This window comes from Bacillus sp. PK6-16 (assembly GCF_056530295.1).
Map to the genome: position 1 here is coordinate 133,005 of NZ_CP096512.1, position 15,322 is coordinate 148,326.

9 protein-coding genes and 3 pseudogenes are annotated in these 15,322 nt (G+C 35.5%); 9 read left to right on the forward strand and 3 right to left on the reverse strand.

Going from position 1 to position 15,322, the window contains the following annotated elements; genetic code table 11:
* Positions 1-33: 33 nt before the first annotated feature.
* The 5 genes and pseudogenes from M1D66_RS28015 to M1D66_RS28035 all read left to right on the forward strand — a co-directional run bounded on the left by M1D66_RS28015 (position 34) and on the right by M1D66_RS28035 (position 5,098).
* Positions 34-1,224 (forward strand): efflux RND transporter periplasmic adaptor subunit, encoded by a 1,191-nt coding sequence (locus M1D66_RS28015; RefSeq protein ID WP_242555337.1) that lies wholly within the window; start codon positions 34-36, stop codon positions 1,222-1,224.
* A pseudogene (locus tag M1D66_RS28020) lies at positions 1,221-1,732 on the forward strand (ABC transporter ATP-binding protein). Before M1D66_RS28015 ends, M1D66_RS28020 begins: the two are co-directional and overlap by 4 nt.
* Entirely contained in the window at positions 1,729-2,928 is a 1,200-nt protein-coding gene (locus M1D66_RS28025) for an ABC transporter permease (protein WP_242555336.1), read from the forward strand. The pseudogene M1D66_RS28020 and the gene M1D66_RS28025 overlap by 4 nt, the downstream one beginning before the upstream one ends.
* A gap of 91 nt (positions 2,929-3,019) precedes the next feature.
* Positions 3,020-3,617, forward strand: a pseudogene (gene yknW / locus M1D66_RS28030) (YknW family membrane protein); the annotation flags it as partial.
* Between the two features lie 135 nt (positions 3,618-3,752).
* Positions 3,753-5,098 (forward strand): annotated as a pseudogene (locus M1D66_RS28035) (IS3 family transposase).
* A gap of 55 nt (positions 5,099-5,153) precedes the next feature.
* Here M1D66_RS28035 and M1D66_RS28040 read toward each other — a convergent pair.
* The 3 genes from M1D66_RS28040 to M1D66_RS28050 all read right to left on the reverse strand — a co-directional run bounded on the left by M1D66_RS28040 (position 5,154) and on the right by M1D66_RS28050 (position 10,327).
* Positions 5,154-8,105 carry a Tn3 family transposase gene (locus M1D66_RS28040; protein WP_242555335.1) on the reverse strand — a complete coding sequence of 984 codons (2,952 nt, stop codon included), beginning with the start codon at positions 8,103-8,105 and terminating at the stop codon, positions 5,154-5,156.
* 31 nt (positions 8,106-8,136) lie between these two features.
* Positions 8,137-8,682 carry a recombinase family protein gene (locus M1D66_RS28045; protein WP_242555334.1) on the reverse strand — a complete coding sequence of 182 codons (546 nt, stop codon included), beginning with the start codon at positions 8,680-8,682 and terminating at the stop codon, positions 8,137-8,139.
* A 367-nt stretch (positions 8,683-9,049) separates the two neighbouring features.
* Entirely contained in the window at positions 9,050-10,327 is a 1,278-nt protein-coding gene (locus tag M1D66_RS28050; protein WP_242555133.1) for an IS110 family RNA-guided transposase, read from the reverse strand.
* 587 nt (positions 10,328-10,914) lie between these two features.
* On the opposite strand from M1D66_RS28050, the gene M1D66_RS28055 reads away from it, so the two are divergent.
* The 4 genes from M1D66_RS28055 to M1D66_RS28070 all read left to right on the forward strand — a co-directional run bounded on the left by M1D66_RS28055 (position 10,915) and on the right by M1D66_RS28070 (position 15,308).
* Complete coding sequence (locus M1D66_RS28055) at positions 10,915-11,967, forward strand: sensor histidine kinase (RefSeq protein ID WP_242555333.1); 1,053 nt, start codon at positions 10,915-10,917, stop codon at positions 11,965-11,967.
* Between the two features lie 18 nt (positions 11,968-11,985).
* Positions 11,986-12,642: a response regulator gene (locus M1D66_RS28060; RefSeq protein ID WP_242555332.1), complete on the forward strand. Its 657-nt coding sequence runs from the start codon at positions 11,986-11,988 to the stop codon at positions 12,640-12,642.
* Between the two features lie 138 nt (positions 12,643-12,780).
* Positions 12,781-15,003: an MMPL family transporter gene (locus M1D66_RS28065; protein WP_479832030.1), complete on the forward strand. Its 2,223-nt coding sequence runs from the start codon at positions 12,781-12,783 to the stop codon at positions 15,001-15,003.
* Between the two features lie 170 nt (positions 15,004-15,173).
* Positions 15,174-15,308: a hypothetical protein gene (locus M1D66_RS28070; protein ID WP_479832031.1), complete on the forward strand. Its 135-nt coding sequence runs from the start codon at positions 15,174-15,176 to the stop codon at positions 15,306-15,308.
* Positions 15,309-15,322 lie beyond the last annotated feature (14 nt).

Consider the following 15,322-nt stretch of genomic DNA (forward strand, 5'->3'; position numbering starts at 1 on the left):
GATATCTACATAATATTTTTAAGGAGATTAATTATGTTATCAAGTAACGTTCAGGGTTCTACTAAAAAGAAAGGAAGAATTATTATTGTTGTTATTACACTATTTTCTATTATTATAGCAATTAATATTTTTTTAATACAAGGAAAGAAGAAAGAAAATAAAAAAGTAGATGCTGTAAGTTTGGAGAAGGTGACAGAGCGCAAGCTTAATAATACTAGGTTAATTTCTGGTCAGGTGAAGCCAGGGAATATTGAAAGTTTCTATGCGGATCCGACTAAAGGAAAAGTGAAAGATATTGCAGTGAAAGAAGGACAAGAGGTAGAGAAGGGAATGAAATTATTCTCTTATGATAATGAAGAAATTAATCTTCAAATGAAGCAAGCTGAGCTTGATCAGAAGATGGCTGATATGCGTTATGATCAAGGTAAAAAGAAGATTGATTCGTTGAAGAAAGAAATTAAGAAGGCAAAAGATGGCGGGGCTAGGAAAGAAGTAACAGACCCAATGGAAGAGCAAGTAAGTGAGTTAGAAATGCAGCAAAAAACAACTAATCTTGAGAAAGAAAAAGGGAAGTTGCAAAAAGAAGAGTTAAGTAAAAAACAAAAAGATCTTACGATTTATATTAATTTCACTGGTGTTGTCCAAAAGTTAGATAAAGATGCAGCACAAAGTTCATCTCAAGCGTTAGGTGGTCAAGGGAAAGCATTCTTACAAGTAGCTTCTAAAGATCCGTTCCAAGTTCAAGGGACTTTAACAGAGCTTCAAAAATCACAAATTCAAAAGGATCAAATGTTTACTGTAACTGCGAAAGCAAATAATAAGAAGAAGTGGACAGGTAAGATTACTGAAGTAAGTGAGTTCCCAACAAGTGCAGAGATGGCTCAAGGGGCTAGCTTAGGGGAAGCGAATCAAAATATGTCTCAATATACATATAAAGCAAGTCTTGATAGCCAAGATGGCTTATCTTCAGGTTATCACGTCTCTTTACAAGTAAATTTAGAGAATAAGACGATGATTGCTGTTCCAAGTAAGAGCATTGTAGAAAAAGGTGAAGATGCATTTGTTTATATCGAAGAGAAAGGAAAGCTTCGTAAACAACATGTGAAAAAAGGTGCTACTGATGGAGACTGGACAGAGATTGTTGAGGGCGCAACAGTGGGGCAAAAGGTGGTTAAAAATCCTTCCGACAACGTGTATGACGGAATGGAAGTGAAAGAGAAATGATTACGTTAAATAATATTTCTAAAACATATTATCAAGGTAAATTGGCAGTGCCAATTTTGCATGGTATTAGTTTAACAATTCAGAGCGGTGAGTTCGTTTCGATTATGGGACCGTCTGGTTCTGGTAAGTCGACGTTTATGAATATTATCGGTTGTTTAGATCGTCCAACAGAAGGTGAATATATGCTGAATGACGTGAATATCTTAACAGCAGACGAGTCAAAGCTTGCTTTAATTCGTAATGAATATATTGGCTTTATATTCCAGAATTTTAATTTACTACCTCTTCTTTCAGCAGTGGGAAATGTTGAGCTTCCGCTCGTATATGGTGGCGTGAAGAAAGCGGAGCGTCGCAAGCATGATTTGGAGGCACTAGGTAAAGTTGGATTGGCAGATTGCGTGCATCATTTACCTAACGAGTTATCAGGTGGACAGAAGCAGCGTATTCTTCCCGCCGCATTGTACTGCGAGACGGGAAAGTTACAGAAGATAGAAGGTGTGCAGTATGAGTTTACTAGATAGTATAAAAATTGCCCTGTCTTCTATTATAGCTCATAAACTGCGTTCAGCTCTTACGATGCTCGGTATTATTATCGGGGTAGGTTCGATTATTACTGTCGTTGCAATTGGGCAAGGCGGAGAAGCTACATTGAAATCGCAGTTTGTTGGGGCAGGTAATCAAACAGTTCCGATTCATTATAGTGCAGATATAAACGATCCTTTCGGTATGGGAATGGTAGAAGCACCGAAGATAACTGAAGAAGACATTTTTGAAATTAAAAAAATTCCAGAAATCGCACATGTCGTAACAATAAATTCAACCATGGAATCACTTGATATTGAAGATAAAAAAGAAATGGTGAGTATTACTGGATTAGATAGTGAGTACTTTGCAGTAAATAAAGTAAAGTTGTTAAAGGGTCGTTCTTTACAAGAATCAGATGTGGATCAAGGTAATAACGTTGTTATGATTAGTAAACAAATAGAAAAAAAGGTGTTTAAGGATGTCAATCCAGTCGGTAAAATTATTGAAATGAAAGGTCAATCGATGCAAATTATTGGTGTCTACAAATCAGATAATGAGTTTATGGGAATGGGACCATCAGAAGCACTAGTTCCAATTTCATTATGGCCGACACTGTATGGAAAATATGAAATTCAAAATATTTCTGTTCAAGCAAAAAATGTAGATAATCTAGAAAAAGCAGGTAAAAAAGCTGCAGATGTCTTAAACAGTCGTAAATCAACTGATGCAACTGGTAAATATGAAGTTATGAATTTAAAAGAAATTCAAGAAGGTATTTCGAAGATGACCGGTATTATGACAATGATCATCGGTGGTATCGCGAGTATTTCACTAGTCGTTGGTGGTATCGGTGTTATGAACATTATGCTCGTATCTGTAACGGAGCGTACGCGTGAAATTGGGGTACGTAAAGCACTTGGAGCAACACGTAGTAAAATTTTATTACAGTTTTTAATTGAAGCAGTTATGTTAACACTTCTAGGTGGTTTAATCGGAATTGGTCTTGGGTACGGCGGGGCATATATTGTTTCCACATTCGCAAAATGGCCACCACTCGTTTCATGGGAAGTTGTTGTTGGGAGCGTGTTATTCTCAATGACACTTGGTATTATTTTCGGATTAATTCCAGCGAATAAAGCTGCGAAATTAGATCCAATTGGAGCACTTCGCTATGAATAGTCTACTAGAGTAATAGAGAGAAGTATCTCTATTACTCATACAGTTTGAATCATCCTTTAAGAGGAGTATATAAATAAAAGGAGGCACTATAATGGAAGTGAATATGAATAATATAAGATGTAGGTGTGAAAAAGCCATCATTATTTGGAATGATTACATCTCCTGGATTACAGTTTGAAAGAATGAAAATATTCTTCTTAGTAGCGCTGTTACAAAGGCTGCTCGGTGGTTTAAGTGCGTATATTATACATACCTCACCTGAGATTCTTAAAATGAAAAAAGAATTGGGTGAACTTGCTGGACAAAGTTCACTTAAATCAGAAATTATTTCTGGAATTGGATCATGCTTTGCTAGTGCTATGGTTGGGAAACTTTTCATAGTAGCTATTTATAAGATGTTTATGATGTTTGTTGGGAATGATACCCCTTATAAAACCCTATTGAACATTGTAGTTTATACAAATATTTTCCTTATTATTGGTGGACTTATGAATACAGTTTTAAGTCTAATCTTTGATACTGGAATGACCTAATATACGAGTTTAAGGTTATTATTTACGAAAGGTACATTTGCGTATGGAATTGGTAATACAATTTAAGTATTCTATGTATGGAATTTAGCCTTAATTTGGTTTGGATTACATATTATAGCTGGATTAGGCAAAGTGAAAGCATCAATTCCAATTATTGGGGTAGCACCAACAAAACGCGAATTTCGTACGCTAAGCGATTTTTCATATAGAAAAAGCCGATTTTCTGTACGCTAAGGGATGAAGTGCACCCCAATTGTTAGACACAGTCTAACAATTGGAGGTGCATTTTTTATAGCTAAATTTTCTTCAAAAGAAAAAATCCAAGCGGTGAAACGATATTTAGATGGTACAGAAAGTGGAAAAATAATTGCTAAATCTATAGGAGTTAACCCTAGCGTACTTCGTGAGTGGATTAGACGATATGAGTCTTAAGGTGAAAAGGCCTTTGAAAAGTGCTATACATTCTACCCAGCCCAGTATAAACTAGATGTACTTTATTATATGAATGAACACGGGACATCTATCAGAGAAACAGCGGCACTTTTCAATATACCGTCTTATGAAACACTTCGGAAGTGGAAAATAGCTTATGAAACAGGAGGATTGGATGCCCTACAATTAAAGAAAAAGGGGCGTCCAACCATGAAAGATAAAAAAACAAAACCAGTAGATGAAAGATCAATCGAAGCCTTACAAGCGGAAAATGAGCGTTTACGTATGGAAAATGCATATTTAAAAAAGTTGAATGCCTTAGTTCAAAATAAAGAAAAATCACCAAACAAGACAAAGCGCAAGTAATCTACGAGTTAAGGCATGAATTTCCTATCAAGGAGTTACTTCAACTCGCAAACATTCCACGTAGTACGTACTATTACTGGATGAAACGTTTTAATCGTCCTGATCCAAATGCGGAGGTAAAAGAACTGATTCAAGCTATTTATAATGAACACGATGGGTGTTATGGCTATCGTCGTATTCGTGATGAACTTATGAATCGTGGACACAAAGTAAATCATAAAAAAGTGTATCGCCTTATGAAAGAATTAGGGTTAAAATGTCTGGTTCGTATGAAAAAATATCGCTCTTACAAAGGGACAGTTGGGAAAATTGCGCCAAATATTTTAAATCGCAACTTCCAAGCTGAAAAACCAAATGAAAAGTGGGTTACAGATATTACGGAGTTTAAATTATTTGGGGAGAAGTTATACCTATCACCAATGTTGGATTTATTTAATGGTGAAATTATCACGTATACAATTAGTTCCAGACCGACCTATTCCCTTGTTTCAACGATGTTGGACCAAGCCCTTTATTGTGTAACCGATCCGGATAAACTCCTCATTCACTCTGATCAAGGTTGGCACTATCAAATGAAACAATACCGCCATTCTCTTAAGAATTGTGACATAACTCAAAGTATGTCTCGCAAAGGAAACTGTTATGACAATGCCGTTATTGAAAATTTCTTCGGTATTATGAAATCGGAATTTCTGTATCGAAAAGAATTTGAAAGTATAACACATTTCAAACAAGAATTAGCAAAGTATATAGAATACTATAATCATAAAAGAATTAAGGCAAAATTAAAGGGTATGAGCCCAGTACAATACCGGGCTCATACCCTAGAGGCTGCCTAATGAAACGACCTGTCTAACTTTCGGGGGTCACTTCAGGACAATCGGCTTTTTACTGTTAATTTGTTTGTAGTGGTCGAAGAGATTCTAAAGGTGCAATTTCTTTCATATTAAATCGGTATTCTCCTAAGAAATTAATATGCTCCCATCCTAATGGGGAAATATGTTTTAATAGCTCTTCATCAAATTTTTCTTTTTTCTTTAAAGCTTTTATTGCTTCACTTAAATAAACCGTATTCCATACACTAATTGCATTAATTAGGAGGTTTAGTGCACTACTTCTTTGAAGTTGATCTTGTAGCGCCCTTTCTCGTAATTCACCATGTTTTCCAAAGAAAATAGCTCGAGCAAGTGCATTCATAGCTTCCCCTTTATTCAATCCCCGTTGAATACGTCTACGCATTGTTTTATCTGAAAGATAATCTAAGATAAAAATTGTTTTCTCAATTCTTCCTATTTCTCTTAGTGCCTTCGCCACTTTATTTTGACGGGTATAAGACCCTAATTTCCCCATAATCAATGCACCCGATACTTTACCTTCTCGGATAGAATGAGCTAACCGTAAAACATCATCATAATTATCGCAAATTAACTTCATATTAATTTGTCCCCGTATTAAGGAATCTATATTTGAGAATTCCTTAGGTGATCCAATCGTATATAATTTAGAAGTGGCTAAATCACGTAACCGAGGCGCAAAGCGAAAACCTAATAAATGAGCCAATCCAAAGACTTGATCAGTATAGCCTGCTGTATCTGTGTAATGCTCTTCAATAACCAAATCAGATTCATGATGTAATAATCCATCGATAACATGTACAGCATCCCTAGCATTTGTATTAATCACTTTTGTATAAAAAGAAGAAAATTGATCACTTACGAATCGATAGATGGTTGCTCCTTTTCCTGTCCCATAGTGTGGATTGAAACTAGCACTGAGAGAAGAGACACCAATTTGAACTCTCATTCCATCAGATGATGAAGTAGTTCCGTCTCCCCAATAAGAGGATAAAGGAATTTTATGCTGAAAGTTTACGAGTATGGATTGAGCCCGTTGAAAAGCATCATCATACATTCTCCACTGGCTAGCGTGAGCTAACTGATGATAGGAGATACCTGGAGTAGCATCTGCCATTTTAGTTAGACCAATATTAGTTCCCATCGCCATCATTGCAGCAAGAGATATAATAATTTCATCGCCTTTAGGCGGTTTATTTGTTGATGCGTGGATCAGTTGCTGTTCAAAATTTGTCCAATTCGACACTTCTAGTAATAAATCCGTTAGTTTTATACGTGGTAACATATTGTATAGCTTAGCGCTTAGTTTCTTGGCGTCTTCTGGGACATCTCTTTCTAAGCGATGAATACGCAAACTTCCTTTTTCTAAATCTACGCCTTCTAGAGAATTTACATTTTTAGAAAAAGATTGAATTCGATGCAAAAGGGTTTCAGTGCGCTCTTTTATGTATTCTTCTACTTGAATCGGGACCGCTAACCTGGTGCCGATATTTTTACTCTTTGTCCATTCTTGCTGTGGAATAAGATATTCATCAAAATCTTTATGTTGTCTACTACCTACAATAGAAATATCCCCTGAGCGTACATAATTTCGAAGTTCAGTAAATGCGGCCAATTCGTAAAAATGTCGATTAATACTCCCGTCTTCATCATATACATATCTTTCCCAACGCTTGGAAACAAAGCTTAATGGAGCACCTTCTGGAACTTTTCGTTTTCCAGCTTCATTTAACTCGTGGATAGTATCTAAAGCTAATAAAACGGGATTTGCATACTTGGTAGATTGAAATTCTAATGTTCTGAGTAGTGTTGGCGTATACTTACGTAAATAATTATAACGACTTTCTAATAAATCAAGATAATCATAATTCATAGGACGAGATAACTTTTTTGCTTCCTCTACAGAGGCTACAAATGTATCCCAAGACATCACCGTTTCTAATAATAAAAATGGATCTAAGTTTTCTTGTCTAGCTTTAATTAAAGCTGTTCCTAAATTCGCGTAATGATTGATTTTTTCATTAACTGATTTTCCATTCTGTTTTTGAATTTCTTCTTGTTGTTTTCTTCCTTTTAGTTGAAGATTCATGATTTGTTTATCATGAATTTCAAATGCTTGATCAACCAAGTCTTGCGTTAAATCTATTAAATATGCAATCATGATCGCATATTTTTTGGTACTGTGAAATCGTCGAAACGAGAAGGGTTCATACCTTGCTCCTATTCGAGATAATTGTCGTATACGATTTGGATGTAAACCTTTGGTGTCAAGCTTTAATGTCAATCTTCTTATGTAATCTAAGCGTTCAATTACTTTTAAAAATGCATCAGGAGAAAATTGGCCAGGGATTTCTCTTAGCCACGATAAATAAGTTTTTGAAGTATTAGGCATTGGATGGAGTAGTCTATCTAACTTTTCTTGTTGTGAAGAAGTCAAAGAGGCGGTTAGTACTTTAAAAATCTTTTCTTCTGTGCGCTTACGTACTTCCCATACAGCTCGTTCTATTGTTGGTATTGCAGGTAAAATGATTTTTTCTTTTCGTAGTTCTTGTAATGCAGTTTGAATCAGATACATTGTATTTCCATTTTCTAATGCATATGGTTGTAGAAATTTAGAAATCCTTCGATAATCAAGAATAGTAAAATTACGATATCCATATTCTTTACGTATTTCTTCTAAGTGCTCTCGCCTAGTAGGTTCTCGTTTTGCATATTCTTCATAGACCGTGTGGTCTACACCAATTTGTTTAGCAACAAACTTTAAGAGTCCTTCAGGAATTGCTGACATATTCGTAACAGTACATCCAGGATATCTTAAGATACAGAGCTGAACAGCAAATCCTAAGCGATTGTGATCTCTACGATGTTGATTAATGATTTCAAGGTCCTCTGTAGAAAATGTGTAATGCAGTGCTAACTCATGTTCTGTTTCAACAGAAATATGTAATAGTTCTTCCCTTTGTACAGGCGTGAGAAGTTCTTTTCCTCTCATAACATTTCCTCCATTTATAAAATTAATGAGGTTATTTGTTAATGTATCGATACAATGTTGTTTTGCTTAGACCGGTAGCCTCTGTAATTTGTTTAATCCTATATTCTTTACTTTGATACATTTTAAGAGCCATTTCAACCTTATCAGTATGTTTTTGTGGTCTTCCTCCTTTTTTTCCACGAGCTCTAGCTGCGTTTAATCCTGTTTTGGTACGTTCGCTAATAATATCTCTTTCTAATTCTGCAATACTTGCCATCATTCGAAAGAAGAATTTTCCCATAGCATTAGAGGTATCAATGTTGTCATGAATAGAAATAAAATCTACACCTAGTTCTTTGAATTTTTCACTTAACTCAATTAGGTGTTTTGTAGAGCGAGAAATTCGATCAAGTTTGTAAACAACTATCTTATCGCCTTTACGTAATACTTTTAGCAACTCTTCGAGTTGAGGGCGCTCTTTTTTTATTCCTGTCATTTTCTCCTGATATAGCCTTTCTACACCATATTGTTGCAAAGCATCTATTTGCATATCGAGATTTTGTTCTTCTGTGCTGACACGAGCATAACCAAAAATCAAATTATTTCACTCCCTCTATAAATGCTTATATATCAACGGTTATAACCGCTGTTGGGGTGTCAAAAATTTTTTTCGACACGCTAGATTAACAATAATTTATATATATGTGAAACACTTACAGAATTTAGATACGCTACGCTGTTCCCACTGGATAAAACTGGTGGGAATAAACTGTATGTGATGCACTGTGGAGCTCTACAAACTTATGATGACGTACCCTCCCATGTCTCTGAGCATCATGTGCCTACATTCCTTCGTTCGGTCTAATCATAAGGCAGAGGCTAACAAAACTCCCTAAGGGACTCAAGGTCAAATGGACGGAACTACGTCAGCTACTCCGTGTCATCGAATGAAAAGAAAGTAAACGTTATAATGCCCCTTCGAGGCTTGGGATATCGGCCATCATCCGCTGTGCATCAAATTCCACTTGTTTCGTACTAAGTGCATGTAATATTTTCAATAATTTCCCACACAATACAACGATAGATTGCTTTTTACGTAATGGGTTTTTAGACCTTGTCGTGTAATAAACATGTAGTTGGCGAAACGCTTCATTACACCGGACCATCGGCATCATAACACGGAAGAGAAGTGCACGTAAGTGCCTCCTTCCCCGTTTAGAGATGCGTTTTTGTCCTCTATGTTGACCAGAAGAATGTTCCCGCAACGTCAACCCCGCAAGCTTGATTAATTGGCGTGGGTGCTGATAATATGAAAAACTTCCAATTTCAGATAATAATTCGATAATCGTTGCGTCTCCCATACCTGGTACAGTAGATAGCCATTCATATTCCTCAGAGTTTTTTGCTAAATTGGTAAGGCGACTCATGAGCTCTTTGATTTCATTCTCAATCTCACGATAACGACGGACTAATGTGGCAATCTCTACGCGGGCCATCTCTAATCCTTCTGTTACTCCAATCGAATCTAACGCAATTTGAGTTAACCGCATCACCTTATGCTTCTGTGGTGATGTAATCCCTTCTACTTGTCGATAATCGTGTAAAAGCTCTTCTACTGTCTTTCCAACAACATCGCAAGGTAACGGTGTACATTCTAGCGCTGCCATCGCCGTTTTTCCGAAAGTAGGAAATACTTTTGAGAACTCAGGAAAATAACGATCTAACCAGCGAATGAGCTTGTTTCGTATCGCAATTTGTTCTTCTACAAACTGATTTCGCAAAGTAGTCCCTACACGAAGTTCCGCCTCCACACCAGCTAAAATACGTGGATAACTAAATCGACCATCTTTCACAAGACGAGCAATCACAAGAGCATCTTTTGCATCATGCTTCGTCTGTAAATTATCATCTAACTCTTTGGAACGCTTCACATGCATCGGATTTACCATGACTAATGGAATCCCTCGCTCCGTAAGGAAATAAGCAAGATTCAGCCAATAATGTCCAGTAGGCTCAATCCCCACAATTACATCTGTTTTTTTGTATTCTTCCATTGCTTCTAAAACACTTCGATAAAAAGTTTCAAAGCCTTCCTTTGATTGTAAAACTGGAAATGCCTTCTTTAGTGCACGTCCTCGGACATCAATGAAACTAGCGTAGTGTGTTCGTTTTGCGATATCCATTCCAATCACGAGAGTCATTTCAGTAACTTGATTAATTTTTTCATTCTGATTACAATCCATATGAAGCCTCCTTGATTATGAATTAGGGGTCAATTTCGTAATTTGACACCCCGCATCATACCAAGAGGCTCTTTCACATGCAAGCCCACCGAAAACCTTCAAACAGGAATTCTCCCTATTTAAATATATCTATTAAAATAGTACCAAAAACCTTGTTAAATTAAAATAAGGAACTTTGTTTTTGGATATGGGTTTTGGTACTCGATATGGATGGGTTTTTAACGCTGTTGTTAAAAAAACAAACAAGTACCATAAACAGTCGTTTTTAGGACAACAGAAATTTTCATTTTTATTTTCTGCAGTTTCTTTCAATGAAAAATAATTGAATTTATAAAATGCTCTATTCAGTATTCAAATGGGAAAGTGTATTTACACGAGTGGGCATGCACAATTGGGCATGCTAAATTTTAATATCTCATTTATAATGAGACGAGGTGGTGAAAATATTGTATAAGTTAAACAAACATAATGATTCTATTTATCATGTATCAGATATAATATCGGTCTCAAGAATTCCTATTATATTATGGATAATCTTGGTTTACCTAGGAGCAATGGTGTTACAGTACATCGGAAGGCCTCTTTTTATGAAAAGTATGGCTTTTACCCTTATCATATTGATGCATATTCTTTTTCATTTGTTTTCTGAATCATTTACTAAAAATCAGAAGTGGCCTTATTTCTTAATACAAGGCGTTCTCATATTTGTCTCTGCTTTCCTCATTCCTGAAGGCTCTCCTGTCGTTTTAATTGGTTTACTACCTATCTTAATAGCCCAAAGTATTACTATATTTCAAAGTAACCTTAAGGTGACTATTGTCTTTCTTATATTTTATACATTTTATTGTCTTGCCATTGGAATAAACTATGGGGCACAAAAATTACCAATATTCATTCCCATCTTATTTTTTATTTTAACGATTGTTATTATCTATTCCGTCATTTATAACAGGCAAGTTCATGCGAGATTACGTATGGAGTATTATTTGCAGGAGTTAGAATTAGCTCATCAAAAAGTTGAACAACTTACTTTATCAAATGAAAGACAGCGTATGGCAAGGGATCTGCATGATACCTTAGCACAAGGGTTAGCAGGACTTATTATGCAATTAGAGGCAGTTAATGCCCATTTGCATAATGGCAATACTATTAGATCTCAAGAAATTATTCAAAAGTCTATGCAACAAGCTAGAGAAACACTAAGTGCTGCAAGGAAAGTAATCGACGACCTTCGAACAAAAGAAGTTGAAGATATGGATTTTTATAATCTGGTAATAGAGAGGATTAGAAGATTTAAAGATGCAACGCCAATTCATGTAGAATCTAATATTGAACCAATAGCTCCTTTATCAAATTTAATAAAGGAGCATAGCTTATATATCATAAGTGAATGTTTAACCAATGTGGCGAAACACTCACAGGCCAAGAATGTAAAACTTTTAATTGAGCAGATTAATAATCATTTAATTATAGTTATAGAAGATAACGGAATTGGATTTAAAGTTAATTCAATCGATAAATATTCAGGAAAATATGGATTGCTTGGTTTAAACGAAAGAGTACGTCTAGTTGGCGGTGAAATAACAATAAATAGTACATTAGGGGTAGGGACTACAATATATATGACCGTACCAATTTAATAGAAGGGAATTAGCATAATGAAATATAGGGTATTGATAGTAGATGACCATTTGGTTGTGAGAGAAGGCTTAAAATTAATTTTAGAAACAAATAATTCGTTCCATGTAATAGGAGAAGCTGAAAACGGAGAGATAGCAATCCAGTTAATTGAAAAAGAAAAACCAGATGTTATTTTAATCGATTTAAATATGCCTGTTATGAATGGGCTTGATACAATAAAAGCGTTAAATAAACAGCAAATTTTCATTCCAATCATTATTTTAACGACTTATAACGAAGATGAATTAATGAGGAAAGGGATAGAGTTAGGCGCTAAAGGATATTTATTAAAGGATACAAGCAGAGAAGACTTATTTCGAACAATTGAATCTGCGGTGAGAGGAGACACTCTATTGCAATCATCGATTATGACCCGGTTACTCAATATAAAAGAAAAGAAACCAATTGTGATGAACCCGTTTGAAAAATCTATTCTGACAGAAAAAGAGCAATTCATTTTACAGGCTGTATCTAAAGGGTATCCAAGTAAAGAAATAGCCTTTGATATGGGAATTGCTGAACGAACAGTCAAGGCTCATTTAACAAACATTTATAACAAACTAGGTGTAAACACTAGAACAGAAGCAGTTGCAGTTGCCATAGAACGGGGGTATATCCGTTCGGGAAATTATTAAATTGCCCAATCGTACATGCCCATATGTACGATTCTTTTTTTGGGAATGTACATTAAAATACAGGATGTAACAAACTACAGGTTATATAAGAGATGTTGTACTCAGGAACAGCACTCTAGCCTTGAAAAGGAGAATTTTATGGCAAAGTACCTATATAAGTTAGGGCAGTGGACAGTAAAAAATAGAGGAAAGGTAATAGTAGGAGCAATAAGCTTGCTAATAGCAATGGTTATTTTGGCTTTAAGTATGGGACCATCTTTTAATGAAAATATGTCCATACCTAATACACCATCCGAGAAAGCAGGAAAAGTACTTGAAAAAGAGTTTCCGACACAAGGTGAGACAGGAGGTCAAGTACATTTAGTATTGAAAGCACCTAAAAATGAAACATTGGAATCTGAAAAAGTAGTTAATGTTATTACAGATACGCTTAATGACATCAAAACGGATAAGATGGTGAACTCTGTAGCAACACCTATGGAGCTTGGTAACTTAAGTGAAAATAAAAAAATCGGATATGCTGTTGTGACTTATAATGTCGCAGCAGATAAAATTACGAAATCTTCAAAACAGAACATATTAGAGAAAATAACGAAACTACGAGATGCTGGAATCCAAACTGATTTAGCGGGTAATGTCGCTTTTTCAAAAATAGAAGTTGGAGGTATCACGGAAGGAATTGGAGTATTGATTGCCTTTTTAATATTGGCAATTACCTTTACATCTTTTTTGGCTGCGGGAATGCCTATCATTACAGCTATAGTTGGGTTGGGAATTGGATTAATGACCATTTTAATAGGGACAAACTATGTAGATATTGCATCTTTTTCCCTTTCTTTATCTGCCATGTTAGGACTTGCAGTAGGAATCGATTACGCTTTATTTATTATTTCCCGATTCAGACAGGAATTGAATAAAGGATATTCAGTTAAAGATTCGGTAGCAATAGCAACTGCAACTTCTGGTAGTGCTGTAGTATTTGCAGGAGTGACGGTGATTATTGCTTTATTAGGTTTATCTGTTGCTAAAATTCCGTTTTTAACAATGATGGGGCTATCTGCGGCAATTTGTGTGTTAATTTCCATTTTTATTGCAATAATTGTAGTGCCAGCATTATTGGGGATACTTGGACAAAAAATTGCAATGTCCAGAAAAAATAAATTTTTACAAAGAATCACTCCTCGATTAGAAAAAAAACAAGAGGGCTCGAATAGATGGGGGAATTTTATAACAAAACATCCATTGAGTATTAGTATGATTGGAATCGCGCTTCTTGTGATTATCAGTTTACCTTTCTTCCATATGGAACTAGGATTACCAGATAACGGAATGAAATCGACAGATACAACAGAACGAAGAGCATATGATTTATTATCAGAGGCATATGGCCCAGGTTATCATGCACCATTAGTAATTGTGGCTAAAACTAATAAGCAAACCCAAGATGTACAAACAGTAATAACAAAGACTATAACTGAGTTAAGTAATTTATCAAATGTCAAAAGTGTAAGCCCAGCAATTCCTAGTGCTTCGGGGAATGTATATATGATTTCACTTGTTCCCAAAACGGGTCCTAATGATTCTAAGACTAAAGAGCTTGTAAATGACATTAGAACGCAAGCGCAAGCTATAGAAAAAGAAAATCATCTAGAAGTGATGGTAACAGGTTCAACAGTAGTTAATATTGATATATCCCAGAAGTTGAATGATGCATTACCAACTTTCTCTTTGTTAATCGTAGGATTTGCATTCCTCCTTTTAGTGGTTGTATTTAGGTCTATTTTCGTTCCATTAAAAGCAGTCCTAGGATTCTTACTTTCGTTAGGCGCCACTTTAGGTTTTGTTGTATTTGTTCTTCAAGACGGACATTTCATCAATCTATTCGGGGTTCCTGAAGCGGGACCAGTTTTATGTTTTTTACCTGTCATTGTAGTAGGGATATTATTTGGATTAGCAATGGATTATGAGGTATTCTTAGTAAGTAGAATGCGCGAAGAATATTCTCATACGAAGGATGCTCAAAAAGCTATTCTATCTGGGATGAGAGACAGTGGCGGAGTAGTTACAGCAGCTGGATTGATCATGGTCGCTGTGTTTGCTGGATTTATGTTAGCTCCAGACCCGATTATTAAATCGATGGGACTAGCTCTTACATTTGGTGTTCTCTTTGATGCGTTTATCGTGAGAATGACTATTGTTCCAGCCATTATGACTTTAATGGGAGAATCGGCTTGGTATTTGCCTAAATGGTTAGATAAAATATTGCCAAATATAGATATTGAGGGAGAATCAGTTATGAATAATCTAGAAAAAGGACAGAAAAAGACACTAAAAACAAAAAAAGTGGTTAAACAAAATTAAATTGTAACTGTGCTATAAAACTTCTCTCTATATGATAATTGCAGAATATAAATTTTCTAAGAGGAAAGCGATGTAATAAGAAAGATACAGCTTCTTTAGAATGCCTTTGGACAGTACAAATAAAAGCAAAAGCCGATTTTCTTAGCGTACAGAAAATCGGCTTTTGCTAAGTGAAAAATCTCTTAGCGTACGAAATTCGCGTTTTGTTGGTGCTACCCCTTATTATTCTATTCATTATTAAAGCGTTCTTTTTAGCGGAAATTATTGTATTAATGGCTAAGTTTTCACCAGATATGCCAATGTAAATAAATTAATTCAT

Coding starts and splice junctions, on each gene's coding strand:
- M1D66_RS28060 (WP_242555332.1), top strand. CDS start 11,986: ATGAAATATAGGGTATTGATAGTAGATGACCATTTGGTTGTGAGAGAA.
- M1D66_RS28040 (WP_242555335.1), bottom strand. CDS start 8,105: ATGAGAGGAAAAGAACTTCTCACGCCTGTACAAAGGGAAGAACTATTA.
- M1D66_RS28050 (WP_242555133.1), bottom strand. CDS start 10,327: ATGGATTGTAATCAGAATGAAAAAATTAATCAAGTTACTGAAATGACT.
- M1D66_RS28055 (WP_242555333.1), top strand. CDS start 10,915: ATGAAAAGTATGGCTTTTACCCTTATCATATTGATGCATATTCTTTTT.
- M1D66_RS28015 (WP_242555337.1), top strand. CDS start 34: ATGTTATCAAGTAACGTTCAGGGTTCTACTAAAAAGAAAGGAAGAATT.
- M1D66_RS28065 (WP_479832030.1), top strand. CDS start 12,781: ATGGCAAAGTACCTATATAAGTTAGGGCAGTGGACAGTAAAAAATAGA.
- M1D66_RS28025 (WP_242555336.1), top strand. CDS start 1,729: ATGAGTTTACTAGATAGTATAAAAATTGCCCTGTCTTCTATTATAGCT.